Genomic DNA, 25,992 nt, shown 5'->3' on the forward strand with positions numbered 1-25,992 from the left:
TATTGGCTTCTTCTAATGGGGATTCAACATACAATTCTTCATTTAATTCATTGAGGGTTGCCTCATTATTGTTTACTTGTTCCACTTTCTTAAAAAATCTATTGAAAAAAACCATGATTTCTCCTCCTCTTTTTCATTCCCTTATAATACATTTGAATAATTAGATAATATTGACAATGCAATCATATCATTTTCAGATAAGGTATGAAACCAATTTAATGAATGGAGTTTGTTCTTGTATTTACTTTGTATATTTAAGAAACTAAATTTAAACAAAACCTTTGTTTAAAGTAAGGATGGAAATTAGAAGTTCAATTTTGCAAAGATGGTGGGAAAATGGAAGAGAAAAAAACAAGAAGTAAGAAATATTATAGAATTGCTTTTCTTGTATCAACAAGTTACATTTGGTTTTTGATTCTAGCGGCATACAGTATGGGGATTCCGCAATATATCAAGTTGCTCGGGGAGATCGCTCTAATAACAGCCTTTACATGTTACTTTTCCGTGCCTATTTTTTATATTGCTTTGCCTTTAGTATATATTCGCGTTGTACTTTCCTGTTTCCGTATATACACTTCAGAGCGAATGTTGGCTTATTATGCACTTTCTTGTTTTGTTTTAGGGCTTGCTTTATTTCTTCCTTTAAAAATTTATGGTTTTTATGAGGAGAACTACATATTCACGAAGCAGGTTCATGATCAACGTATTGAAGAAAAAATAAAACAAGCGATTGAAAAAAATAATGGTCCCATTCAGATTACATATGTGACAAAGGAAAGTGTACTGCAATCGAATGAAAGTTCAGGAAGTCCTGTATATCCCAAAATAAACATTCATTTTGAGTTATTAAACTGTGCTAAACAAAATGGTGGAGGCAGTGGCTTTTCATGTGAATCTTCTGTCGAAGCATACTACAAAGATAAAAAGTGGCTGGTAGATTATAATTCAAAAGAAAATACAGGTGTTATGAATCTATCTAAAGATAACCAACGTGCTGTAGAAGTAGAAAAGCAGCTAGCTCTTACTCCTGAGGAAGAGCTAAATATCTGTAACAATGCTGAATCGAAAGCGATTCAATATGTGAAAAATGAGTATAATTTGGATTTAACAATTGTTGAAAAAACGCTTAATAAGCATACAAGTTCCTATAAGAAAGAAAATAGACCATCGAATGCAATTCATGCGCTAACCATTAACGGATATTTAAACACGGATTCCCAAAAAGATATCACGGTTAGGGTAGAATATGATCCGATTGCAAGGGAATATTGGTCTCATATCTATGAAATGAGCGATGGAGCTAAAAAGGAGATAGAAAAACAAATCGAATTGAAAAAAGAGATACATAATAAAAAATGAAATAGCAAAGCAAACATCCCCCATGTCTTCTGTCATATATAGTGAACCACTGGTTGAGGTGTTTGTGTTTGTTTTCGTTCTAGAAACAATCTATAATTTCTCTTCAATTGCAAATTTAGCCATAAGAAAAGCACCTCCAATTGTTAGACTGTGTCTAACAATTGGGGTGTACTTCACTAAAGGTGGATTTCTAATTTTTATATTTATCTTTCTCCTGTTAACAAACTATTTTATATTCATTTAATATCTTCTTCAGCAATTATTATTTCATTTATTAACTTTGTTTCACATACCTAGTTGTATTAAATGATTTATCGTTGAATAATTGCAAGTTCTTTCTATCATAGTTTTGAACTTTATAATCTATGTCTTTTTGAACAACCTCTGCTTCTACACCGTTTGACATTTGTTTTGTGATATGTAGTTTTAATATTAAACTAGCTTTATCATATTCCCATGTACCTTCTATATGGTTCGTTTTCTTTGGATACTCTTCTGCGTTGTAAACTTCGAAAATTTTAGGACTTCCACCTTTTAAGATAAATGATGGTTTAAATCCGTCAGAAGTCTGTACGCCCCAGTTACCAATTAATTCAGTACCATCTATTACGTTCTTCTGTACCGCATCATAGTCGATTCCGGCTTTCTTATCTAAGTCTTTAATATCTTTAACCGATACTTTACCATCACCGACTTTTGTATTCTTATCTTTAAGTGAGTTAATTGCTTTATACCAGTATTCGTCACCTTGTTTCAGAATCTTCTCTGACTCTTCAACCATTTCTTTGTCAGTCTTTTCGCCTTTTTCTCTAGTTGATTTTCTAGTAAACACTTCTTCTACTATTTTGGAGGACTCTCTAAAGTAACCAGTCGCTTTTTCAAGGTTTTTCTGTTCTTCTATATACTCTTTAGGTGGGTCTATAGATTCAATCTTATCTAATACCCCATCCAGTTCTTTTATTGAATCTAATACGTCTGTTTTCTTTTTCTTGCCGTCAAAGAGTTCTCCTATTGTATCATTATGCTTCTTAAATATAGTATCAAACTCTTCAACTAGTCCAACTACCCTAGTTGTGTAGTCTTCTTTTGATACCTTCACTTTCTTAACAGAAGACTTCTTTTCATCTTCTTTAGCGGATTTAGACTCTTCTGTCTTTGTTTCCTTAGATTCAGTTTTATCCGATACCCCACAACCGAATAATAACATAACTGGAATTGCTACACCTACTAGTTTCTTTGCTTTCATGACTAATTTATCCCCTTTAAATTTTACTGATTAAAACCGTTTTCGTTACTTCCACCATATCCATATTATTCCTATATATCGTACCATTCACCTTCTTCAACGTCAAAGTGTCTTTCCTTGAAGTCTTCATTTTTTCTATATGGTAATAATGTATGGAAGTAGATTGGCCAGTCACCTCTATTCTTTTACCATCCTCACGAAATTCTATTTTGAATGCACCAGAAAATTCCGTCTCTTTATCATATGGATGAATTGACGCATTTGGATCCCACTTCATTTCACCTAATTGGACTCCATACGTCTGTTTTAAATATCCCTCTGATTGATGCCACTGTCCTAAGCCATATCCATTTCGCCGTACATTTTCCCCAAGCTGTCGTAAAAGGCGCAAGGGCCAACCGTATTTCGCACTATCCAAAGCAGATGTTGATACTTCCCAATCTTTTGGCAGATGCATGACAAGTTCTGCATAACCACTATCTACACTTGATGGAGTAGGCATACGGAAATAGCTATTTCGATTAAGATTTAAATGGCAACGTCTTGGTAACCCACTTCAGTTACTTTTTCATTTAATAGACGAATCCCTAGTCCATTTTCTGTTTCCCATGTACAATCAAAAGTTATCCCAATATCTCGCTTTTCATAAATATCTCCATATGGAACTACAATTCCAACTAAAGTTATCATCTCAAGTAATTGATCAGTTGTTTCGATGTGTGGATAATTTTCATTAAATTCAATATCATACCCTAGTTCTTGACGCTCTTGTTTGTAATAGTCTAATATAGCTTGTAAAAAACCTTGCTGTAATTGTTCCCAATTTTGCACTAATGAGTTATAAACAGTATATTGTTCTTCATCAAACTTACCGTCTTCTTCACCTTTAACCATCAATGCTATTTCAGCTTCTTTCCCACAAAATTCAATGGTAATATACTTAACCCATCCATATGTATATTCAAGCTCACCAAAAACCACATCATTTATTATCATTTTCAAACTCTCCCTTTTTATTTATCAGAAAATCTCTTGGGACAAGATTTACTTCTCTGATAGTACAAAAGTCATCCTCTTCATTAACATTATTTTTATTGTAAAACTAATCTACTCTGCTATAAAGTTGTTTAAACCAATTAAAAAGTTGTTCTATCCTACTCTCTAATATTAATTGTTATTACCAATAGGTTCTATACTCAGTACCGTACCACTGGTTCCTAGTTTTTCAATTAGTTTTTTTGCCTTACCATATGGAAATCTCTCTACTAATATATAAGGAGGATTTTTTGAACCCTTTAGCAAATCTGCTGTGGAAATCTCAATCCCTAATACGTTCTTTATTCTTATTAAATCTGTCAAGCCTTCATTAGGAGTTTTTGCTAACACTATATTACAAATATCAGATGGCTTAATTATTGTTTTCTGTTCTATTTCACTTAAACAACCACTATTCACCCATTTGTTAAAATCAGAGGTAATTATAGTAGCATGGTTTGGATTCATATCCCCAGAATCAATAACTAATACCTCTTTTCCCTCTGCATCTTGAGACATTAAAAAAACATTACCTCCACCGTCATCACCAATCGAGATATACCCAATTGCATATTCATCTACTTCCCAAACCTCATTTCTTTCTACAATATGCTCCGTACCATAAATAACTAACCCACCACCGATTGAAAAACCATTTGTACATCTTAATAAACCCTTATATACATTGGGGAATTTAACTTTCATACGATCTTCTACTTCTTGGATTTCAATATCACTTGCTGCCGTTTTTTTTATCAAGTCTGGAACCTTGGATAGATTAATCATTTGACAAATCCTCCTAAACTATCAAGATATTTATATGCATCAATCATTGCCTTTCGTGCCGTTTTTTGATCCTGCTTTAATCATTTACCTATAGATCTCATTAAATTCATAACGTATATCAGTATTCAAGCCTTCATTTTTTCTCCGTTTCCTCTGCATAGAAGAAATTATTGCACGTGATCGGCCAAAGCTTGAAGGGAGAAGTATTACAGAAGCTTTCTTTTCCTTATAATCAAAAAGCCTCCCTCTTTAGCCCATCCTTTTACCTATTCATTTTGCAATGGATAATGAGACTGTATTCGATTATCAGAAGCAATATCTTTATTTCCTGGTGCACGATTATCCTCTGAACTGACTCTACCTATGAGTAAGCAACAACCTGCTTTAGGTTGTTGCTTACTCAATAGTTTCAAAGATATATATTTGCATTCTTCAACCCAAAAGATATAATTCTTTTAGAGTTTCTATAAAATCAGAATCCGTCTTTACTTCAATCATATTAATAAGATCATAAAATTGGCTTAATTTAAAAGAAAAATTGTATAGAACAACCGCGGCACTATTCAATTTTCTAAATCTATCTATATAAATCTTAGAGCCTCTTTTCCCTAAAAATAAAACATTATATCTATCATTTGTGCTTTTTTCTAAAATTATTCTATCTGGCTTAAGTTCGAAAAAAGAATGATACTGTTCATCTGAAAAAGTTTTGAATATCTTTTGAATATTATTTATTGATGTTGCAATCTCGATTTCATTTTGAACATTTGTATCATATTTTCTTACTTCTAATTTATTTTTCGAAAAAATATATAAAGCCAATGCTGATTTATATTTATCTGAAAATGTATCTACTTTGTATTCTTTTCCTCTAACAACTTCAAAAAGCTCATAATGATTATTTGCTTCATTAAAAGTTAACTTAACAATAGTTTCAGGATGATCTTCCCCACCTAATGGTGCAACACAAATAATATCTTTTTCCCTTTTGATCACTTTAAATACTGTTTCAATTAAATTATATATACCACTTAAGTCCATATTTCACACTCCTTTATAGCTTTATTTGTTTAATAACTTTAAGCTCTATTAATTCCTCTATAGAGTAAGGTCGACCATTAGATTTATATTTAATAATTTGCGTTCCTCCACTTGGCTGATTAAACCAAGGAGCAATTTTCTCTGAAGTTACTTCAAAATCATCAATAACCTCATAAACATTATAAGGCGCTTATTCACTATGCGGAGCCAAAACCCTACTTGGGAACGAATCTCTTTCAGGAGCTAAAGAGAAACCTGCTGAATTACCATATCTACCTAGTCTCATTCCGGGATGTAATGTTTCCACTTTTTGAGTTCCCGAAACAAATCCATCATTAGGCGGCCAATGGATTTCTCCTGTTTTTTGGTCATAGTATTTTGGATTCTTATATACATTTTCATATTTCTTATATAATCCTTCATTAGATGGATAATCCCATTTCTTTATATTTTCAAGGATTTTCACATCATCTACATGTTTTCCAGCCTCACTAGCTCCCTTACCAACATTACCCGTACCCTTAACTCCACTAACTTCCTTACTAACCTCTGAACCACCATTCCCTATTCTCGTAGCAAGCGAAGCCTTAAGCCCCTTAATCTCATCATTGATTTTTTATTGCTATCTACATGATGCTCTTAACCTTGGCCACTTGTACCGACTCCAGCTGCTTCAACGCCTTTGAATCTAGCTGCTATATGATTCAAGCAGCCAATTTACCCAAAAATTCAACCTTTCAATATGATAGATACACATTTGAAATAGTAAAAGCTGATTCTTATGAATCAGCTTTTGCTATTTGTCCACAATTTTTAATTGTGTTATTAATATTTTATTCTTTTCTAGGTAAATAGACGATTATTTTTCCTCGTAGATACGCGCCTTCCTAATCACCGAGTGTATAAGCTATAAAAATTCTTTTGTGAAAATTACTATCTTTTTCATTTACTAAACGATTTAAGGTGCACATATGTAAATCTTCCACCATATCTTCAACAAACAACATTATTTGATACAAAATCATCTGAAAATTTCTCTGATGATTGAATAACATCTCTTATTGAATACCCCATAAAATTTAAATTATTGTCACACAATTTCTCAATTATCTCTCCAATTACTTTAATTTCTATGCATGTAATATTAATAAGAGAAAACATTAAATAATTAGCTTATATATCTCTATCATTTAATGCTTTCAGTTCTAATTTGTTGCTTTTAAAGACTACCATACTCCTCCATAATTGCTTTTTCTATACAATATTTATAGAATTCCCCTATCAACTCATCTATATCTTTTTTTCTTGCTATTTTCTTTAACCATTCTTCCGGAATATTATCCATTTTATAGTACATTCCTGCTAATGCTCCTGTTATTGCTGCAACAGTATCTGTATCTTCTCCCAAATTAACAGCCTTTAAAACTGCTTCTTTAAAGGTTGCTGAATTCCCTAAACACCATATTGCCGCTTCCAAAGTTTGTACTACATAACCTCCTGAAAGTATTTCTTTCTCAGGTATATTAAAGAAATCTTTACTAAAAATTCGCATATAACGCTTTAATTCTTTTCTATATAAGTGGTTTACGTTAAAATTTTCATTAAAAAGCTCAAGTATTTCTTTTATAGATTTTTCAAGAGAATTATTATGATACAGCCTTAATAATAATTCTATATAAATAATTGAACCCACTATAGAACGAGGATGAGCATGAGTGATTTCTGTATATTTTTTAATTACCTCTGTCTTTTTCACAAAATCAAACTCATTATGCAGTAGAAATACCAATGGTGAAATTCTCATTATAGCACCATTACCATTATCATATTCAGAATCCCCCCCACATTTATCTGGTGAAGTACCTTCTTTAAACCTCCTAATTGCTTCAGCAGTAGCATTGCCTATATCAAACATCTTTCCAAACGGAGTGTAATACCCTTCATCTTGATATTGTACAAATTTCTCGAGCAAACTTTCTGTAGTTCCTTCTTCCATAATATTTTCTATTAAACATAAAGTTAGCGAGGTATCATCTGACCAAGTCCCAGGTGGTTGATTGTATGTGCCATACCCAACTATATCTTGTATATGGAATGAACCTCTCTGTTTAAATTCTACTGGAACTCCCATTAAATCGCCAAGAATACCACCATATAAAGTAGGAAGTACTCGCTTCTTTATGTTTAAACCAAGAAAAATTTTATTATCATCTTCCCATCTTTCTATCATTCTTCTACCAGACAATGTTTTTCACCTACTTTTTTAATATTAAATCTAAGGTAACATGTAATTTACCATTACTCTCAACATTTACACTTTTTATAATCATTTCATGACTTGCATTCAAAAGTAACTCTGCCTCATTTGAAAATTGACTAATTTTACCTACATACGCCGCACTTGCACCTTTTGGGACATTTATTTCCCATGACACTTCCATGTAATCAAATGAAGATGCTTTTAAAATCGCAGTACTAACAAATCCATCATCTTTAATTGTTTTATTAATTAACGATTCAAAATCAGATCTCCCATCCTTTCCTAATTCAATCAAATCTTTAAACGGCTTTATATCTGTCCCTCTATATACTTGCATATCATACGGAACTCATGCTTTATTTAAGCCACTCTTAATATCACTAATTACTTGCAAATCTATACCTTCTAAAGAGTCATTTAATCCTCTCAGATAGGAATTAATCTTACTATAATCATTTCCAGTATACTGCTTGATAGCATTCCTTTCACTTTCATTGAGTGATTCTATCCAACTATCATAATACTTACTTCCCCACTGATGAGCTTTTTCTAAATTAGTTATTGAGCCTTTACCCTCACTAACTCCCGGATTCTTTTGTTAGAAAAATAATGTCTAGCTAAAAGTTCTGCTTTCCAAGTATTTTATAGCATCAGAAAAAGGTCATATTTATGCATACCACTCATTATCTGAAAACTGGTCAGCATTTTCATTAGGTTTTACGTTAAATTCATTAATGAACCTTTTTATTTCCGACATAATTATTACTTGGTCTTTTCTGTCTATAATAAAACCTCTATGATTATTCCAACTCTTATCAATCTCCAAGTTTATACTTATCTCTCGCTCACACCAATCCATAAAATCATACATAATCAATGTAAAACAAATGTTTAACTTATCAATTGCCATCCACAGTTTCGCCTTTCCATCCTCTATTTCTTGTATGCGGATTCTTAAATTATTATCCACATACCACCGTGTATTTTGATTTTGTTTTTCCTCAATCATAATCATAACCTCCTGCTACTTATACAAACCCATTAACACATCTATTGTTGGAGTTGATTTTGTGCTGCCGTATATTACATCTTCTCATGAACCATATTTGTCAAAAAGTTGTTTTGGTGTAGGTTCTTTCTCTCTACCATACTTTTATTACATTTAGTCCCTCAAGGTTATTGGAATCAAGATATGATTGTATTCTATCCAAATTTCGCTTTTCAACCTTCTTTCTTGCAATTTCTTCAATCGACATTCCTTCATTTTGAAGTTTAGTAACCTACCTCATTTGTAAGCTGATTGCTTTTTTATTCCAATTTCTTAAGATACTTCAAGTTCTTGCAAAAGCAACTTCCTCTAGATTAATCGATTCAGAATTTATCTATAGGCGACCCTTGTTTATGTGAATATCCATAAACAGCATCAGAGTTAGCCTCAATTTCTTTTGCTATTTTAGGATTACTTAGAGGATCTATTTTACCTGCAACACCAATATCCTCCTTACCTAAACCACCATTTTTTATTCTCTCCACAAGCGAATCCTCAATCCCCTGAATCTCATCATTGATTTTCTTACCGCTCTCTGCATGGCGTGCATTAACCCTACTCGGTAACCTTCCCTGGTGTCCACCACCTTGCTTCTCTATCAATGTACCGCATCCAGCTGACAGTTTCACAAATAATCCAAGGCCAGTTGTTACTTTGATCCTTTTTACAACTTTCTCCTTACTATCATCGTACACTGTACATGGCCATTATAATCTATAAAAACAGCAACAAAGATGTAACACTTAGTGCACTTATAAAATTATAATGTATCTTTTCTATGCTAAAGCGAAAAAAAGCACTCGTCGTCTATTGTAGACAATGAACTGCACCCCAATTGTTAGACACGACTAACAATTGGGGTGCAGTTCATATCAAGCGCTTTAAGTTCGTAAGTTTTATAGCGACAGTATGACACCTATTACATGTTGTAACAAGTAATACATTAATACTTACGACTTTGTACGAGTTCGTTAGTTTAACTTCCATGTCATTGTATTTGTTACCCAGTAAAATGTCGTCTCGTCTAAACTTGTACTCCTCTTTCAATTAAATCATTGTATATAGTAGCCCATGATGGTACAACCATCATGAGTCTCTACTTTTAAACAACTGATTCATTTTTTATCAACTTCAAATAAATTCTCTTCACCTGTATGTTTACAAGAGCTTTATCGTTTTCATACATATATAAGCTTATAAAGTTACTATAACCCCTTGCGCCTACTTAGCATCATGAATAAAATCATTTTATCCAACATTAACTTAATCTCCATCTAACAGTTAAAATATTCTTTTAAAAACACATAAAATGCTGGCCAAGTTTCCTTTAACCCTCCGCTTAAAAGTAGCTCATCTCCACCTTCAAAATTAACCGAGTAAACTTTATCAGTTACACTATCAAGTACTAGTACAGCATTTGCTGACATTTCACTTAAAACTAGATACTTTTTAGGAAATCCATGTTCATTTCGAGCAATAATTGTGTATGATTCAATACTATTTTCTTCATCTACAACATCTAGTAACTCGTAAGGAACGTGTTCTTCCCAAAAAGGTCCTGCATATCGATAATAAAATTCTCTGAATGTATCAGATACTTCTACACCTAGGTTAGTTAATGTCTCCTTCACTTTATTCTTATCTTCACGTTTATAAATATCTTCTTCAAGAGCTTGGTCTAATTCATCAGGCAAAGCATTCATTGTAATTCCCTCCTAAAACTTCATTCCCTCTAGCTTTCCAATAATTTATAGACTCTACTTTTTGAGTGCTCTTCTTATTGGCTCATCCATGGGATAAAATGGATTTAACTTCCCTTTATATGGATGTAATGGTGCCCTTTTGGCATTACTAATGTTATGATACCTAGTCGATGTTTCAAATAATGGACCCACTCCCTTTGTTCGAACCATATTCCAATCAATATCTCCTCTTTGATAGACTTTATAACTAAAGCCTTTTCCTTCTTTACCTGCATTATACTCTACACTTAAAAGCTCCTGCTGGCTGCAGCCTTGAATCCAGATTTTCTCTAACTATTTTTACGTTTGTATATGGTCATATCTGTTTTTCTTTCTACATTCAGATACATTATTATTAATCCTCCCAGCTTCTTTGCATAAAAATAGAACCAACGCTTCTTCCATTAGAAACATTGGTTCTATTCTTAGTTATAATATAAATCTATTTCTTCTTTTCATTACATCTTTAATTTAGAGCAAAAGGTGGTTAAATAGCAGAATATTTTAAAACTTTTTTTAGTTTCATCAACTTAAAACTACTTTTTAATTTTATCTACCACTCTGCTCCCTTTCCCCTACTCACTGCTTAATTACAGTTACGCAGTAGGTTAGGACAGAATTTTGCATTGAAAAATATTATTACCCTTCAAATTTATCCCAAATCACTGTTCCTTTTCCAAGAATAATATTATCAAATGCCTCCAAAGCATTGTCTCTTACCCACCCTGTTGATTTGAATAATCTTCCTGATTCTGATATGTATAAATCTAACCCGAAATCATATAATGAACCTATAGGAATAACTTTATCATCAATAAAATCATCTAAGCCAAAACACGAACTATCTAACACACCTATCACTTCCTTAATACAAGTGGTATGTTCAGATATTGTCTTAGACCCATTTGAACGAATCTTTTCAACATTGATTCGTAATTCTCCAAACTCCTCCATAAATTTTTTTGCACTTTCAAAAACTTCAAAGCCTCTTTCTTCAAGAAACTTTACATTTTCTGATATGTCTATTTTTCTCCCCTCGTACCATCCCGCTTTTTTTAATTCTTCTATTGTCTTATTTGATATTTTCATTTTCATTCCTCCTAGTAATCAATGTTATAGAATCCAGAAAACGTTCTACTACAATTATCACAAGGTTCAGCAAAGCCACCTTGTAGGTTTTCCGTTCTAATCATAAAATTATCATAATGGTCGTAAACACATTGTTGGAAATGAAGATATCATTCATAGTGATTTTGTCTTTGACGCGCTCTGTCGTTTGGACATAGGAACAGCAATTGTTTCTTTCATGCCGATGATATTTCGAGTTTTATATTTATCAATCGTTAAATCTCATATGAAGGGAGCATACTCCCTATATTTGGATTTATTATATGATTTCTATGCCAATTTTTTATCTGTTAGCATCCTGAAATTGGAGTTATAATCTAATAACTTTTAACTAGTCATTTTTTATTCATATTCTTAAAAACTCTTTTATGAAACTGTCCATATTTATAGCATATGTTAACTACTAAAAAAACAATGAATCAGCCTACTTAAATTTCAGCTGATTCATTTAATCTTTTCACTGCATTATTACAATTATGAATTCATTTATATATAGTATTCTCCTAGTTTTTATACCATTTATTAATTCTGTTAGTTTATGCATCTAGGTACTACTTAATTTTGCAGTAAAAAACTATTTGTAAAATAGAATTTCTCTTTCTTAGATATTAGAATAATATTGCTTTAAATTATTTATGCCCTTAATAAAATTTATAATAGAATTTTCATCTGCCATTAAATTACTTAAATAAAGTAAAAAATCAAATTCATCTTCATCATCTCCGAAGGTTAAAACGAATGGGCTTATATATGGTTTGTATATAATATTACAGACAAGGACTTCCTTTATTTTCATTCTGAAATTACGCTTACCATCATCTAATATTTCATTTGTGCAATTTATTTCATCTGGCTTAGTTTCATACCTTTTATCATTATATTGGAAATATAATTTGCCATCGTCAATATATAGCCCTAATAGCTCACCATCTTCACTAAATCCACCTTCTCCATTTTCTATATCATTTATACTATTTGCATCAACTAGTGAATATCCTTCTGGTGTTATATTAATTGTGTTCTTTTTAGAATAATTATCTAAAAATATCATAACTAACTCCTCCTAATGAATTAACCCTAATAGTGTATTTATTACATCATCTTTTTTCATGGATTTTTTAATAATACTACTCCAAATTTCGTCGTCATTTATATATGTGCCTTCTTTAATTAATTTCTTCTTAGTTTTATTAAATAACCATTGTGAATCTGGACCTATTGGATTATCATATTTTTCCATATTCCTCGCTTCTAATCCTGCTCTTTCTTCTGCTGTCATGTCTGCTCTAGCTGTAACTTTCTGTTGATTACGTGCATCAACAACATGTTTTGCTATGTCTTCTTTAGAAAATCCTTCCGAAGTCATTCTTTTAATATCAATTTCTAATTGTTTAGATGCTTCAAGATAATCCTTCCTAACATTTTGCATTCCTTTTACCCAATCAACATCAGTAAAATCATATTCTGGTTTATGGTATGCAGTACCTTCATTTGGTAAATACCCATATGCTCCATTATCATCAGGGGGTATCTGCTTAAGTACATCTGGCTTTACTTCTTCTAAGGGTATTCCTTCACCAGTTTTACCTACTCCAGCTTTTCTTATCCCCTCTTCAGGAACTTTCTCCCCAGATAACCGGTTCGCATTTTGCGCTCGCCCTGAACCAACATTCCCTTTCCTCTCCGCAAGCGAAGCCTCAAGCCCCTGAATCTCATCATTAATTTTCTTACTGCTCTCTGCATCGTGCGTATTAATCCACTCAGTAACCTTTCCTAGGCCACTACTTGCATCCCTTTATTTCGTTTTACATTGGGGCGTAAATTCTTTCTTTCCATTTTTCCTTTATAGTTTTTTCAAAAAACCTCTTCTTTTATTGTAATTATCTTACCATTGCCACTCCGTCCCTTAGGACAGAGATTTCCCAACAAAAAGAGTCAATAGCAATTTCATTTTCTCAGAATCGCTATTGACTCTTTTTAATGGTATATTTTTTATCAGTACCCAAAGAATTCACAAAATAACAATTTACATTAGCGCTCCCTAGCCGCGTTCTAACTTAACATACCTATTATTTGCTTTTAAACTCTTTTTTCTTTACCCTAAAAATCTTGCAAAATAGATAATTTCCTTAACTATATTTATTCTCAACTTGTTCTATTAGAGATCTTAGTTGTAAGATATTAGGATGACTTCCATCATTTAATCTCTTTAAATCATCTACATACTTCTTAGATTTCCCCAACGATTCTTGTTTGAAGTCTTTTAAAGAAATAACTTTGTCTTTCCAATATGGATAGGTTACATTTGCTAATGGACCAATCTCAACTGCACAGCTTCCTATTGGCTTATCTGCATTTACTTCACTGATCAATAATTTTTCGTTATCATATTTTTTTATTTCTATCCAGCTTCTAGGTGTTTCTATATCACTTAAATAAACTACATTATGCTCTTTCAAAAGAATTGTTGCCTCTAGTAAATAACTAAATTTCCAATGAATTGAAACTGAAAAGTCTATTACTTCCTCATTATCAATATACATTCCATAACTTTCACCATCTACAATAAGTTGAAAATATCCATCTTCTCCCTTTAAATCATCACTTATATCCAACATATCCCTTAAAATTTTATATCGAATTTGAAACATAGTCTACCTTCTTTCTTTTTACTTAGTTAGATCTCTTATATCTTCAACAGTATATTTATATCTTCCATATACGCTACCAAATTTTCCATCTGGATGAATAAAAACATCTAAAATTTCACCATTAATCTCATACTCTAACCGACCCCTTTTACCTTGATTTAAAAGATCGTTATACGCAATTTCTGCATATTTATTAACTTCCTCTAAGTTCCAGTCAGGATTAAAATAAGAATCTTTTGCTAACTTTCGAGCTAATTTTGCATCATCTAAATATTTTGATTGTTTTATCACTGAATCCAAAGTATGCTGCCTAATATGTTCTGAATTTCTCTTACTCAATGGAATAGTAATTTCTACATTTTTAACTTCGCTGACTACCTTACCTAAACCATCAGTATTCCCCATTCTCTTCGCAAGCGAATCCTCAATCCCCTGAATCTCATTATTAATTTTCTTACTGCTCTCTGCATGGCGTGCATTAACCCACTCGGTAATCTTTCCTGGACCAACTTGCTTCCCTATCAATGTACCATCTTCAGTAAATTCAACGCCTTTGAGTGTAACTGTTACATAATCTACACCCCCGGCTATTTTTTTGCCAAGCTGATACAGTTTTTATTTTTCAGATTTTTCTACTTTTAGGCTTTCTGGTCTCACGCGGTCAAGCGTAATATTTTTGCTATCTCGTAATGAGAGCACTACATTTAGGTTGAAACTAATTTCTCCATCTCACAATTTTGCTAGTACTCTAAGATTATTTGTTGCTTTGACACTTTTTACAATGTTTCTCTACTATCGTCTTACACTGTATATAGCCATTAAAATCTATAAAACAGCATTAAAATTTAACACTTCATGCATTTATAAAAAATATAATGTATCTTTTCTATGCTAAAGCGCAAAAAAGCACTCGTCGTCTATTGTAGACAATCAAGTGCTTTAAGTTCATTTATATTCTTATGGTCATATGGACGCAATTTCATGAAGTTCTTACTTCTCACAATAGATTTCAAAGAGGAAGTGTCGGTATGATAACACTTGTATCAAGTGTTTCATGCCATTCTAAAAAAAGAAATACACTGCACACAATCTGTCACGTTTAAGCGAGCAACTCTAGTATCATTGCAATACATTGAGAGATTTTATAACTGTAAGCGAATCTATATTTACACCCGTTATAAAACTCCTCAAGCAATAAAAAATTGGGTTAAAGAAATCGCTTAGATTTAACTTTTTTGTGTCCACGATATTGACTCAAATTCACACATGCCTTAATAATACATCTTATTTTATATTTTTTTATCAAAATCTATACTAGCAATTAACTCCTTTTACTCATTGCCTCAACAAATTTACTAATTGTTTCATTATCCTTTAACAAACTACTAATATATAACAAAACGTCAAATTCCTCTTCGTCAATATCATAATACATCATTCCTGGGTCAACAACTGGTTCATATTGAATTTCACATACCTTTTGATTCGAACTTAATATAATAAATAATCTATCAGTTTTAGTAATGTATTTATTACTACAATTGATATTATTTTTATTAAGCTCATATGATTTTGTATTTATTACAAAAAATAATTTTTTATTATAAACATATAAACCATATAATATATTATTATCCGTTATCCCTCCAACTCCATTTATAATACTATTAATATTCTCTATTTTGTACTCGTTGTCATGCAATACTATTTTTGAATCTATATCAAAATAATTCCTTAAAATAATCACACTATATACCCTCCTTTAATGCTTTAATCCTAACAAAGTATTCAATACATCATCTTTTTTCATAGAACCATTTATAACTGCATCCCATACTTCATCATCAGTAGGATTCAATTTCAAATCTTCCAACTTAGCCTTCTTAGATTTAAATAACCATATTGCATCCGGACCAACCTTATTTCCATACATTTTCATATTCCTTGCTTCAATAGGTGCTAAATCTTCTGGGTTCATTTTTGCTCTTGACAATATTTTATCTTGATTTCTCATTTCGACCACTTTATTGGCTATTTCTTGTTTACTGGCTCCATTTGCAACCATTAAATCAATTTCTTCTTGTATCTTCCGTGATTGTTCTAGGTATTCTTTTCTAATAATATGATTATTTTTAGTTGCCTCTATATCTGTAAAATCATACTTTGAATATGTTGTACCTTCATTAGGTGAATAACCATATGCTTCCTTTTTATCAACATGAATTTCTTTAAGTACCTTTTCACTTACTTCTTCTATAGGAATCCCTTCACCAGTAACACCTATTCCAGTTTTTCTTATCCTCTCCGCAAGCGAAGCCTCAATCCCCTGAATCTCATCATTAATTTTCTTACTGCTCTCTGTATGGCGTGCATTAACCCACTCGGTAAGTTTTCCTTGGCCAGCTTGCTTCACTATCAATGTACCGCATCCAGCTGGCAGTTTCACTAATAATCCAAGGCCAGTTGTCACTTTGATCCTTTTTACAACTTTCTCCTTACTATCATCGTACACTGTACATAACCATTATAATCTATAAAAACAGCAACAAAGATGTAACACTTAGTGCACTTATAAAATTATAATGTGTCTACTTATTTCTATCCTAATACGCAAAAAAGCACTTGTTGTCTTTAGTAGACAATCAAGTGCTTTAAGTTCATATATATTCGTATGGTCATATAGACACAACTTCATGAAGCTCTTACAATAGATCTCAAAGAGGAAATGTCCGTTTGATAACACTTGTATCAAGTCGTTTCATGCCATTCTAAAAAAGAAGTACACTGCACACAATATGCCACGTTTGAACAAACAAATCTAGCACTATTTCAGTACATTGAGAAATTTTATAACTGTAAGCGAATCTATATTTACACCCGTTATAAAACTCCTCAAGCAATAAAAAATTGAATTAAAGAGGAGTTAAACATTATTTTGAAATATTTTACAAACAAAGTTCTTTTTGAGAAATTTTTTGGCAATGGAGAAGAAAATTCATGTTTACTCCTCTGAAAGAAAACAACACCCACAATGACACTTCGTCAAAGTGGGTGTTATTCATTTTTATTCCATTAAATTTCACCAATATCAGTTAATGTTCCAATTCATTTAAGCATTGCCTTTATTATCTATTCTATCTAATTCTTCATGCTTAAGCTCTTTAATAATACCGTTTTTTGGAAGATCATAACAGTTACGTAGCCAAGCATATTTTCCACAAAGTAGTTCATTTTGGTGATAACTTATTCTACCACCTCTTTCGTATAGCATTATTATTGGTTCATACAGATCCTCAAACTGCATAGCAATTTTATTATTTGAATTAATCAGATATGACCATTCTAAAAAACTCTTACATAGATATCTAGCAGTCCAACCATATCTTAGTAAATTTAGGTCATTAACAATACCTTCAATATCCACTTGAATTTCAGCGCTTATAGTCTCAGCTGCACTAAAAATTGCTAAACGATACTTATTTTCTGGACTATATATATCCCTGAAAATATTACCCCTTCTAATAAATTCTGAAACCAATAATTCAAATGATGGTTGATTCTTCTTTACATCATCCCAATTTATGTCTTTTATTCTTTGTATTGCATTTTCAAATTGTGTCACAAAATCACCATCCTATATCTGGAATAAAATTTGGGAAATCTCCTGGAGGCTCTGGAGCTGAATCGTGTGCTCCAGAGGGATTACCAGTTGGACGACCATCTTCAATCGCCTTTACATCTCTATAAGGCAAACCACTCTGCATCAATCTAGCTTCCTCAAGTTCATGTCCAGCTAACTGTTTAAACCAAGCTTTTTGCTCTGCAGTTAATTCACCTTTCAAAGCAAGATCCCAGCCATACGCAAGTGCATGTCGGATTGAAAGTAATCAGCGAAATATGTTCCCTCACCATAATTCACAAGATTTTCATGTTTTGTTAAAAATAAATGTTGCTTCAAAGTAGTTGCCTCCTCAACACTTAATCCAGTGTTTTTTGCGAAAATTCCTATTTCCTTTATGTCTACACCAGTTAATCTTAATCTTTCATATGTTTCAAGAGCAAATCGATCTTGATTAAATACTATCTCATAATCCAATGAGTTTTCCCTTGCCTTGGTTCAAGTCTTTCTATAACTCTTCTATCATCCACACCCTTAGCAAGCTAAGCCTCAATCCCCTGAATCTCATTATTAATTTTCTTACTGCTCTCTGCATGGCGTGCATTAACCCATTCGGTAACCTTTCCTGGGCCACCTTGCTTCCCTATCACTGTACCGTCGCCAGCTGCCTCAACACCTTTGAAGGAAGCTGTTACATAATCTACACCTCCGGCTATTATTTGGCCAAGCTGATACAGTTTTTATTTTTCTATTTTTAATCTTGCTAGTCACATGCGGTCAGGCGAAATATTTTTGTTGTCTCACAATGATTGTACTATATTTGGATTAAAACTAGTTTCTCCACCTCACCTTTTCGCTAATAATCCAAAGTTTGTTGTTACTTTGACACCTTTTACAATTTCCCTCTACTATCTTCGTATACTGTACATAGCCATTACAAACTATAAAAATTTAATGAATCTTTTAATTCTATACTTAAACGCAAAAAAGCACTCGTTGCCTTTCGCAGACAATCAAGTGCTTTAAGTTCATTTGTTTTTAAGTATCATTAAATTTGTAAGTTTTATAGCAACAGTATGACACATTCTATAGTTCTAATGAGTGGATTACATCTTTGTATATGTTGTGACAAGTACTATCTCAAAACTTACGAGTTCGTTAGTTTCATGTGTTTATATTCGTCACCTAATAAAATATCATCTCGCCTAAGCTCGTACTTCTTTTTCTATTCTATCATTGCACGTAATACTCTATGATGTTACAACCATCATGGAGTATCTACTTTTTAACAGCCTATTCTTTTTCATCCATCTTTCGCTTTAAATATTCAGCAATTTCTGTTTGTCCAAATTCTCTAGCGTATTCATATGCATCCATATTTTTAATACTCTCTCCAGTATATCTAATTGAAACATCTATTCCTTTTTCAACTAGAAACTCAACTACTTCTTTATGCCCACCATAAATCGCTCCAAATAATGGATTTCTTTTTGCTAAGCTCACATCTAATTCTGCGCCAGCCTCTATTAAATACTTTACTATCTCCAAATGCCCCGCTCCTGCTGCTAAATTTAATGCAGAAGCATCAAATATATCACCTTTTGTATTAACATCGATTCCTTTATGGATCAGATATTCTACTATTCCAAAATGTCCTTTCTTTGCCGCAACATGTAACCACGTACCAAATGGTGTCATTGAATGTAAAGATTCTGGATTATCACCTATTAAACGCTTTACTTCATTAATATCACCAAGCTTAATAGCACTTCTTATAGTTTTATTTAGACTTTTTTCATCCATAACATTACCTCCTGTATTTCTACTATCTTGTACTAGCTATGTCTCCTAAATCTTCAAGAGCTTCAACAATATCATCAAAGTCACCGCCCATTGCTTCAACAGCCCTTAACCGATTCATTACTTCCTCTAAAGCATCAAGGCTATGTTGTCCTATTACGGCATTTGGTACCTAAACAAGATTTTCTTTACCAATTATCGGTTCTACTCCATACCTCTTTAATATTTCTTGACCTTCTCGAACCAGTTCTTGTTGCTTCTGGCCAAGACCTTTTTTAAATAGAATATGATGTGCATACGGATCTATCATAGCAGTAGGTGGATCACCTATTAGTCCTCTAAGATACTTACCAAAATCAATTTTAATTAATGCTTCATTATATTCTTTAGTAATGCCTAAATCAGACATCTTTTTACTAATCTCAGATAGCTCATCTACACAAAAAGTATTATTTGGAATAGCATTTTTAATATTGTTCATCTTGTCTGTATTAACATTACCAGCCACAACTATATCATCTAAATACTCGTTTACATTGTTTACCGTACCCTTAATACCACCACTCTCCAAATTCGAGATCCGACTCTGAATACTCGCTTTAGAGGTATCGTGGACTTCTTTTACTCTTTCACTGAAGTTCGTCCGCCGTATTTTCTTATGCTTCCATCGGCTAATACTTCTCCACCTTTAAAAATGGCGGTTATGTTGTCTGCTATTTTTGCTCGTATAGTTTCAATTATATAATCTTAACGATTTATCTCATCTATTAATCCTTAAAACAATCTATTTTCATAGGTATATTATTAAGCCTTAATATACCCATCGCCCATTAAAATGTCATCTCGCCTAAGCTCGCACCTCGTTTTCTGTTCTATCATTGCACGTAATACGCCATGACGGTACAACCATCATGAGTTATGAATTTCATGTACTCATCATTCATGTTGTCCAAAGCATAAATCCCCCCCAAAAAACACCTGATACCCTAAAGGCAATCAATTACTTTATAGTTAGCTATATAAATTAATTCATTACTAATCCTATCTTTAAACCAACAAGCATGATATCATAATTACAAGCTCTTGCAATCGCCTCCTTATTACTCGTTTTTTTAGATTCTTTATATTCAGTGTAGGCCTTATTTACATACTCTTCCTAACTATAAACCATTTTATAGGAACCTCTGAAAATACATTTTGAAGTTTTAGGTTGAATCAGTAGATCACCATTATGGACAACTTCAATTGTAATATTTTGATACTTTTCATTTTTTCTTAATTATGGCCTCAAACTAAGAATATATTCAATTCTTGATTTTGCACCAAAGCTTGATTCAATAACCTTATAATCTTTACTTTCCATTAACTGTCTACAATTATTTATATCTTGCAATAATTGTTCTATATCTTCTTTATTAGCATCACCTTTAAGTTCAGTACTATGGATATAAAAATCTAATTTTTCATATATAAAATCTGGTATTTCTTTTAGTTTAAAACACTCAATTGCAACACAAATATAGTATGCAGTCTTTGTAAAAGCATTATAGTTTAGCTCTCTCCAATATTCTTCAAATACTTTTGCTGCAGATTGAGATGCTGTAAATCCATCATCTTCCACATATTCTTCAAAACCATATACAACAGAATCTTTGATACTTTCATAATCAACATTATTATTCATAGCACAAACCTCCTTAAATCTATGCCCCTATGGAGTTACTGTATTATTTATAAAGATGCTTATCTTTATATTAGGATACTTTTCTCTAAATTCTAGTATAATATTTGTACAACTTTGACAAGTATCGAACTCTGAGAAAAGATTAACTTCACCTTTAATATTTGGGTCTTTTATTTTAGAAGCTATGTCTTCAAGAATCTTCGCTTCTGTATCCTTATACCTCGGAAATTCAACTACTACATAATTTTTGAAGATACGCTCACTTTGAAAAAGTGTGCTAAACTTGTGAGGTCGAGCACGAATGAATTCCACCGAAGACACCAAATATGAACGCCCCTATTGAATCATTTCATTGTTTACTGGAGTACGAATGCCTGAATCGCTACATGTTTCAAACATATGCCGAAGCTTATCAAGTAATAGCTACATATATTGAGTTTTACAACAACCGCAGAATCCATTCTAATATTTTGGATTTATCACCAAATGAATTTTATCGACGAACGTAAACAGAAACGTTAAAAATCAAAGAAGTTAGAGCATGAGACGAGATTTTTTCTTGTCTCATATGAAAAAAGAAGCAACTTGCCAAAATAAAGAGCAACTCTATGAAACAATAAGTTAGGGATAGTATATGTCCAAAATTAGGGGAGAATCCGCAAAACCGATGTTTTGAAGGGCGTACCTAGATTCAGAAGGAATCCACAAATATTAGATGAAGATTAAGGTATTTTTCAAATCTCAAGAGATTTCCCATTTTCACTTTGGAAATCACAGAAAAAGAGATTCAATAATTGTAGAATTCTTAAAGATAGAAAAAACAAGAGAACCCTCGTGTGTTCTCTTATGTCCGTTTGCATTCTAGGTTTGATCCGAGCATGTCTCAATGAAGACTTTTCCTTTAAGCTGGTACCCCATGGATGTTAATTCATTATTTCTGCGAAATATTAATTGATTAATCATCATATTCATCTGAATCATCATCTAAATGCGAAGTTACAGGGTAGCCTGATGGATCATATATATATTCAACACATGATTTTTCATCAGAAATAATAAGATACACATTATCATCACCACCAAAAGGTGAAGGTGGTACCTTCATTTTAACTTGCCATGCATAGCCATTAAAACCATCATAACGTTCATAAAAAGCTATCGATTCTCTAATATTTGTGGGGAGTACCCCTTCCAAATGATTCTCCTCATTGTAATCTTGAGAAATTTGAATCACTCTGTCTATATTTAATTTAGGATGTATACTTGGTATTTTGTTTTTATCAACTCCTATTATTAAAAACTCAATAGCTTTTTTTTTATCAGAAATAACCAAAAACCTGTCAAAATCCTGAAAATCTAATTCAGCAAGCCATACGCAACCATCAATTGCAAAAAACTTATTATAAAATTGAATTGATTGACTTGTATCATTATTTATTGTCCATGGAAGGTAATTCTTATTACGTTCATTTAAATATTCTTGTACAACATGTAGTGCTTCCGTTACAGTTAGTCTGGGTTCATTACTCATCTAAACCCCCCTTAAATATTTCAGAATCAGCGGGTGGCCATTTCTAAGCGCTTAAATATAACGTTCAGTAGCAATTATCTCAGCCCTTGTGAAGTTTGCTCTATTCTCCATAATTTTATTGTATACATGCTCTTCTCTTTGTAAAACGGTTTATTTCAAGTAATTCTCTTTTCCCAACTCTAACCATTGTTGCGCATGTACATTTTCATGATAAGCAGCGATTTGTGACGGTCTTCCTCTAAAATAAATTTTACCTGTCTCAGGATCGAAACCACCAGCTTTTCCTCTTGGTACTATTTTTTTATCAATTACAACTTCAATTCCATGTTTACTTAACTCCTCTCTATAGGCTTTAAAATCAGCTACTCGCATTATTCTATTTCCATTTTTATCAAGTTTAAATACATTCCCACTAACTCTTTTTGTATCCCAATTAGCGAAATCTAATTTATTTACCATCCATAAACTTACTACTCTCTGCATGGCGCGTATTAACCCACTCCGTAACCTTTCCTGGGCCACCGCCTTGCTTCACTATCAATGTACCGTCTTCAGCTACTTCAACACCTTTGAATATAGCTGTTATGTAATCCACACCCTCGGCCATTTTTCCGCCAAGCTGATACATTTTGTGTTTTCTATATTTTTCTATTTTTAATCTGACCAGCTGGAAATACTCTAATTATTATTTTACCTATATGAATTTTTTATTGAAACTATTTTTATACTAAAACAAAAGGGCTATCTATTAATCATGCAATTTATTTAAAAAATCAGTGAAACTACTTGCCACATAAAATACATTTTCTCTTGCTACTTCCTCTGCTTCTTCTGCTGTAATTCCTTCACTTTCCATCAGTGCTTCTTTTTCCCATGCATCTTCATGTTCCCAAAAGACAACAATTGGATTGTCTGCATGATTTTTATAATCAAAGCAGATTAAATTTCCTGCTGGATCGATTCCAAAAGGAATTACACCATTAGGCAAAGTAGCACGATAGTTATTATAATCTGTTACAATGTAATCACTACTTCCCTCATCAAACGAAAGTAATGAACCAAAGACTCTTTCTATTCCTTCAACATCAAAACAATATGGTATTACATTAGCGCCATGATTCACTTTTGCACACTCGATATAGTCTTTCGGAAACTTAATCCCCATTGATTTACCTATTTTTCCAATAATTTCTTCAGTAACCAGATCATCTGCATACTTCCATTCTAAATTTTTCATCTAATTCCGCCTCCCTATAACTTATTTCCCCTAAATGATTTACACTGTGAGTTTCGGATACTACTAACTGCATTTTCCCAGGTATTTGATGGTGACGCCAAGTTAAATCTGATATACGTGGCAACCCTATTTTTATTTCTTTTAACTGTTTGGGAGTGAATATATCTTTTGGAATTTCCCCCTTCTCTATCACCTCCTTTAGCATTCAAGTAAACTCTTTAAAGTGTGTATCATCTGGCTTAATATATAAATCTTTCTCTAATCTCATTGTAAACTTAACATCATTCCCTTTAAATATTGGGAATCCTAAAATATCAAAATCTACTCCTTTTTTCACATGCGTTCCTCTACATTTACTGTTTGTAAAAATTTAAAACTTTGTGAACTTATAAAATTATAATATGTCTACTTATTTCTATCCTAAAACGCAAAAAAGCACTCATCGTCTATTGAAGATAATTTATCCTCTTTCCTTAATAATCTTTTTCACCAATAATAAAAAGTTTTCTATCCATCTATTCCCTTAACATTTTTTGATCCAATGCGTATATACGATGATCACTAATTTTAGTATAAGTTCCTCTTTCCATATTAATCCAGACCAGCCTACAATCCCTTTTATTGGTGCTATGCACAAAGGCATTAACTAAGATTAAATTTCCTCAGTCAATGCCCTTAATTTTAATGATTCTTTACTACTTCAATCACATTCTCAATATTATCTTTTAACTCATTATTTTTAGCTTCTTCATATTGATAATACCCTTGAATTCCTCTATGAATGATAGAATGCATAGTTGGATGAAATGATTTATCTGTACACTCAATTAAAAAATTACAGAATTCCGCACTAGCTGCTGGAGAATAAAAGAACATTTCTATCAATATATCAATTGTAGCTCCCTGTATTTGTATGGCGTTCTTTTTATTTTTTAAAGAATAACCATTTATCATACCAAAACAAAATGTTGCTATTATTTGCTTTTCTTGTTCGTTTAATATTTCTGGAACCAATTGTGAAGTATTTAAAAACTGCTGAATCATTTTTTTCACTTCACTGTAATATTCTACATCATTAGTCATTTTTGTCCCCCTAATATATAAATATATTTCCTTCTGGATACTTTCCATTCCATCCACAAGGAATATGTCCACTTAAATAGATTTCTAGCATTTCGTTATAAAATGCTGACTTATAATATTCTTCATAAGATAGTACCATTATTATACTTACTATATCGAATTTAATAGCATTTAATATATCTTTTGGTAACCCCAATATCGTTATTTGTTTTTCAATATTGTCAGTAATTTTTGGTAATACCTCTGCTTTGATTTTTTTAACTAAGGTGTTCCAATTTTTATTATATATTTCTGGTTCATTCTTTGCTAAATAACCCGTTAAATTATTACTTTCTTCAAGACAAATATTTCCCCATTCTATCCCATTCACACTCTTAACCATTTTCTTTTTATTTGATAAATAGGTATACTCAATTCCTTGAGGCAAATTACTCTCTGTTCCACAATGTTTTAACCAATTACTAGACAATACCGCTTCCACTACAGAAGTATTTAATTCCATGTAAATGCTCCTTTATTTAAGTTTTGGTAAATTAATTCTACCAGGAATCCTTGGAACAAGTGAATCTCCAGTTATTGTTGTTCCATTTCTCGTTGAACAGCCTTCTGAGCTTGTGCATCACTCAAACCAGCTGACTTTAAAGTTATATATTAGACCTTACTTTTGCTATACCTACTTTTTCCTTTTCCTCCTTGCCTTTTTTGCATGCAAAAAAGACCCATTCCAACTCATCACTCAAGT

Annotated in this window: 33 protein-coding genes and 6 pseudogenes; 3 read left to right on the top strand and 36 right to left on the bottom strand. The window is 32.2% G+C overall.

From position 1 onward, the window contains the following. Positions 1 to 336: 336 nt before the first annotated feature. Positions 337 to 1,359 (top strand): hypothetical protein, encoded by a 1,023-nt coding sequence (locus tag C568_RS0112600; protein ID WP_018781694.1) that lies wholly within the window; start codon positions 337 to 339, stop codon positions 1,357 to 1,359. Between the two features lie 274 nt (positions 1,360 to 1,633). Here C568_RS0112600 and C568_RS0112605 read toward each other — a convergent pair whose 3' ends face one another. The 21 genes and pseudogenes from C568_RS0112605 to C568_RS35375 form a co-directional block, all read right to left on the bottom strand. Continuing rightward, complete coding sequence (locus tag C568_RS0112605; RefSeq protein WP_018781695.1) at positions 1,634 to 2,605, bottom strand: DUF3994 domain-containing protein; 972 nt, start codon at positions 2,603 to 2,605, stop codon at positions 1,634 to 1,636. Between the two features lie 16 nt (positions 2,606 to 2,621). Beyond that, positions 2,622 to 3,107 carry a suppressor of fused domain protein gene (locus C568_RS35345; protein WP_231398734.1) on the bottom strand — a complete coding sequence of 162 codons (486 nt, stop codon included), beginning with the start codon at positions 3,105 to 3,107 and terminating at the stop codon, positions 2,622 to 2,624. A gap of 26 nt (positions 3,108 to 3,133) precedes the next feature. After that, complete coding sequence (locus C568_RS0112615) at positions 3,134 to 3,601, bottom strand: DUF2004 domain-containing protein (protein ID WP_018781696.1); 468 nt, start codon at positions 3,599 to 3,601, stop codon at positions 3,134 to 3,136. 171 nt (positions 3,602 to 3,772) lie between these two features. Then, positions 3,773 to 4,426: an SMI1/KNR4 family protein gene (locus C568_RS0112620; protein ID WP_018781697.1), complete on the bottom strand. Its 654-nt coding sequence runs from the start codon at positions 4,424 to 4,426 to the stop codon at positions 3,773 to 3,775. 84 nt (positions 4,427 to 4,510) lie between these two features. Then, a complete protein-coding gene (locus C568_RS36405; protein WP_414629876.1) occupies positions 4,511 to 4,633 on the bottom strand; it encodes a hypothetical protein in 123 nt (40 codons plus the stop codon). Positions 4,634 to 4,692: 59 nt separating this feature from the next. After that, positions 4,693 to 4,830 carry a hypothetical protein gene (locus C568_RS35350; protein ID WP_200894342.1) on the bottom strand — a complete coding sequence of 46 codons (138 nt, stop codon included), beginning with the start codon at positions 4,828 to 4,830 and terminating at the stop codon, positions 4,693 to 4,695. A gap of 28 nt (positions 4,831 to 4,858) precedes the next feature. Beyond that, positions 4,859 to 5,467 carry a hypothetical protein gene (locus tag C568_RS0112625; RefSeq protein ID WP_018781698.1) on the bottom strand — a complete coding sequence of 203 codons (609 nt, stop codon included), beginning with the start codon at positions 5,465 to 5,467 and terminating at the stop codon, positions 4,859 to 4,861. A gap of 13 nt (positions 5,468 to 5,480) precedes the next feature. Next, positions 5,481 to 5,642: pseudogene (locus tag C568_RS35355) on the bottom strand (glycohydrolase toxin TNT-related protein); the annotation flags it as partial. A 15-nt stretch (positions 5,643 to 5,657) separates the two neighbouring features. Next, positions 5,658 to 5,933 carry a hypothetical protein gene (locus C568_RS35360; protein WP_018781699.1) on the bottom strand — a complete coding sequence of 92 codons (276 nt, stop codon included), beginning with the start codon at positions 5,931 to 5,933 and terminating at the stop codon, positions 5,658 to 5,660. 753 nt (positions 5,934 to 6,686) lie between these two features. Continuing rightward, positions 6,687 to 7,712, bottom strand: coding sequence for an ADP-ribosylglycohydrolase family protein (locus C568_RS0112640; protein ID WP_018781701.1), 1,026 nt, complete (start codon positions 7,710 to 7,712; stop codon positions 6,687 to 6,689). Positions 7,713 to 7,722: 10 nt separating this feature from the next. Further along, positions 7,723 to 8,289: pseudogene (locus C568_RS34210) on the bottom strand (ADP-ribosyltransferase). Between the two features lie 105 nt (positions 8,290 to 8,394). After that, a complete protein-coding gene (locus tag C568_RS0112650; protein ID WP_018781703.1) occupies positions 8,395 to 8,736 on the bottom strand; it encodes a hypothetical protein in 342 nt (113 codons plus the stop codon). Between the two features lie 362 nt (positions 8,737 to 9,098). Then, positions 9,099 to 9,404 (bottom strand): hypothetical protein, encoded by a 306-nt coding sequence (locus C568_RS0112655; protein ID WP_231398736.1) that lies wholly within the window; start codon positions 9,402 to 9,404, stop codon positions 9,099 to 9,101. A 645-nt stretch (positions 9,405 to 10,049) separates the two neighbouring features. Continuing rightward, positions 10,050 to 10,478, bottom strand: a complete 429-nt coding sequence (locus tag C568_RS0112660) for an SMI1/KNR4 family protein (RefSeq protein WP_018781705.1) — start codon at positions 10,476 to 10,478, stop codon at positions 10,050 to 10,052. 678 nt (positions 10,479 to 11,156) lie between these two features. Further along, entirely contained in the window at positions 11,157 to 11,606 is a 450-nt protein-coding gene (locus tag C568_RS0112670; RefSeq protein ID WP_018781707.1) for an SUKH-3 domain-containing protein, read from the bottom strand. Between the two features lie 640 nt (positions 11,607 to 12,246). Next, on the bottom strand, positions 12,247 to 12,696 hold the full coding sequence (locus C568_RS0112675; protein WP_018781708.1) for a hypothetical protein: 450 nt from the start codon (positions 12,694 to 12,696) through the stop codon (positions 12,247 to 12,249). 12 nt (positions 12,697 to 12,708) lie between these two features. Beyond that, the gene (locus C568_RS35365) at positions 12,709 to 13,074 is read right to left on the bottom strand and encodes a hypothetical protein (RefSeq protein ID WP_018781709.1); all 366 of its coding nucleotides are present in this window, start codon (positions 13,072 to 13,074) and stop codon (positions 12,709 to 12,711) included. A 700-nt stretch (positions 13,075 to 13,774) separates the two neighbouring features. Then, on the bottom strand, positions 13,775 to 14,296 hold the full coding sequence (locus C568_RS0112685; RefSeq protein WP_018781710.1) for a hypothetical protein: 522 nt from the start codon (positions 14,294 to 14,296) through the stop codon (positions 13,775 to 13,777). Positions 14,297 to 14,314: 18 nt separating this feature from the next. After that, on the bottom strand, positions 14,315 to 14,821 hold the full coding sequence (locus tag C568_RS35370) for a hypothetical protein (RefSeq protein ID WP_018781711.1): 507 nt from the start codon (positions 14,819 to 14,821) through the stop codon (positions 14,315 to 14,317). A 796-nt stretch (positions 14,822 to 15,617) separates the two neighbouring features. Then, entirely contained in the window at positions 15,618 to 16,043 is a 426-nt protein-coding gene (locus C568_RS0112695) for a hypothetical protein (RefSeq protein ID WP_018781712.1), read from the bottom strand. 15 nt (positions 16,044 to 16,058) lie between these two features. Next, complete coding sequence (locus C568_RS35375) at positions 16,059 to 16,766, bottom strand: hypothetical protein (protein ID WP_018781713.1); 708 nt, start codon at positions 16,764 to 16,766, stop codon at positions 16,059 to 16,061. 244 nt (positions 16,767 to 17,010) lie between these two features. Between C568_RS35375 and C568_RS34725 the strand changes: the two are divergent. Then, a pseudogene (locus tag C568_RS34725) lies at positions 17,011 to 17,207 on the top strand (IS3 family transposase); the annotation flags it as partial. A 198-nt stretch (positions 17,208 to 17,405) separates the two neighbouring features. Here C568_RS34725 and C568_RS0112705 read toward each other — a convergent pair. The 8 genes and pseudogenes from C568_RS0112705 to C568_RS30710 all read right to left on the bottom strand — a co-directional run bounded on the left by C568_RS0112705 (position 17,406) and on the right by C568_RS30710 (position 21,720). Beyond that, positions 17,406 to 17,918 carry a hypothetical protein gene (locus C568_RS0112705; protein WP_018781714.1) on the bottom strand — a complete coding sequence of 171 codons (513 nt, stop codon included), beginning with the start codon at positions 17,916 to 17,918 and terminating at the stop codon, positions 17,406 to 17,408. A gap of 4 nt (positions 17,919 to 17,922) precedes the next feature. After that, positions 17,923 to 18,138: a hypothetical protein gene (locus tag C568_RS0112710; protein ID WP_018781715.1), complete on the bottom strand. Its 216-nt coding sequence runs from the start codon at positions 18,136 to 18,138 to the stop codon at positions 17,923 to 17,925. After that, the gene (locus C568_RS0112715) at positions 18,135 to 18,392 is read right to left on the bottom strand and encodes a hypothetical protein (protein ID WP_018781716.1); all 258 of its coding nucleotides are present in this window, start codon (positions 18,390 to 18,392) and stop codon (positions 18,135 to 18,137) included. Before C568_RS0112715 ends, C568_RS0112710 begins: the two co-directional genes overlap by 4 nt. A gap of 816 nt (positions 18,393 to 19,208) precedes the next feature. After that, positions 19,209 to 19,718: an ankyrin repeat domain-containing protein gene (locus tag C568_RS0112725; RefSeq protein ID WP_018781718.1), complete on the bottom strand. Its 510-nt coding sequence runs from the start codon at positions 19,716 to 19,718 to the stop codon at positions 19,209 to 19,211. Positions 19,719 to 19,887: 169 nt separating this feature from the next. Continuing rightward, complete coding sequence (locus C568_RS31870) at positions 19,888 to 20,286, bottom strand: hypothetical protein (RefSeq protein WP_018781720.1); 399 nt, start codon at positions 20,284 to 20,286, stop codon at positions 19,888 to 19,890. Positions 20,287 to 20,304: 18 nt separating this feature from the next. After that, positions 20,305 to 20,391 (bottom strand): annotated as a pseudogene (locus C568_RS36410) (hypothetical protein); the annotation flags it as partial. Between the two features lie 603 nt (positions 20,392 to 20,994). After that, positions 20,995 to 21,399 (bottom strand): hypothetical protein, encoded by a 405-nt coding sequence (locus C568_RS0112735; RefSeq protein ID WP_018781721.1) that lies wholly within the window; start codon positions 21,397 to 21,399, stop codon positions 20,995 to 20,997. 27 nt (positions 21,400 to 21,426) lie between these two features. After that, entirely contained in the window at positions 21,427 to 21,720 is a 294-nt protein-coding gene (locus C568_RS30710) for a deaminase domain-containing protein (RefSeq protein WP_331271560.1), read from the bottom strand. Between C568_RS30710 and C568_RS36415 the strand changes: the two genes are divergently transcribed. Further along, positions 21,705 to 21,908, top strand: a complete 204-nt coding sequence (locus C568_RS36415; RefSeq protein WP_368493481.1) for an IS3 family transposase — start codon at positions 21,705 to 21,707, stop codon at positions 21,906 to 21,908. The two genes, C568_RS30710 and C568_RS36415, sit on opposite strands and share 16 nt — an antisense overlap. A gap of 446 nt (positions 21,909 to 22,354) precedes the next feature. Here C568_RS36415 and C568_RS0112745 read toward each other — a convergent pair whose 3' ends face one another. From C568_RS0112745 to C568_RS0112775, 7 genes and pseudogenes are all read right to left on the bottom strand, one after another. Further along, on the bottom strand, positions 22,355 to 22,930 hold the full coding sequence (locus C568_RS0112745; protein ID WP_018781723.1) for a hypothetical protein: 576 nt from the start codon (positions 22,928 to 22,930) through the stop codon (positions 22,355 to 22,357). Between the two features lie 51 nt (positions 22,931 to 22,981). Continuing rightward, positions 22,982 to 23,413: pseudogene (locus tag C568_RS35380) on the bottom strand (zincin-like metallopeptidase toxin domain-containing protein). Further along, entirely contained in the window at positions 23,379 to 23,558 is a 180-nt protein-coding gene (locus C568_RS35385; RefSeq protein WP_018781725.1) for a hypothetical protein, read from the bottom strand. The pseudogene C568_RS35380 and the gene C568_RS35385 overlap by 35 nt, the downstream one beginning before the upstream one ends. Before the next feature lie 120 nt (positions 23,559 to 23,678). Further along, positions 23,679 to 24,167 carry an SMI1/KNR4 family protein gene (locus C568_RS0112760; protein ID WP_018781726.1) on the bottom strand — a complete coding sequence of 163 codons (489 nt, stop codon included), beginning with the start codon at positions 24,165 to 24,167 and terminating at the stop codon, positions 23,679 to 23,681. After that, a pseudogene (locus C568_RS36250) lies at positions 24,164 to 24,513 on the bottom strand (HNH endonuclease); the annotation flags it as partial. The pseudogene C568_RS36250 and the gene C568_RS0112760, both read right to left, overlap by 4 nt. A 335-nt stretch (positions 24,514 to 24,848) precedes the next feature. Next, positions 24,849 to 25,250, bottom strand: coding sequence for an Imm48 family immunity protein (imm48, locus tag C568_RS0112770; RefSeq protein WP_006095351.1), 402 nt, complete (start codon positions 25,248 to 25,250; stop codon positions 24,849 to 24,851). Positions 25,251 to 25,260: 10 nt separating this feature from the next. Then, positions 25,261 to 25,752 (bottom strand): hypothetical protein, encoded by a 492-nt coding sequence (locus tag C568_RS0112775; protein ID WP_018781727.1) that lies wholly within the window; start codon positions 25,750 to 25,752, stop codon positions 25,261 to 25,263. Positions 25,753 to 25,992 lie beyond the last annotated feature (240 nt).

Source organism: Bacillus sp. 95MFCvi2.1, from assembly GCF_000374965.1.
GTDB lineage: Bacteria > Bacillota > Bacilli > Bacillales > Bacillaceae_G > Bacillus_A > Bacillus_A pseudomycoides.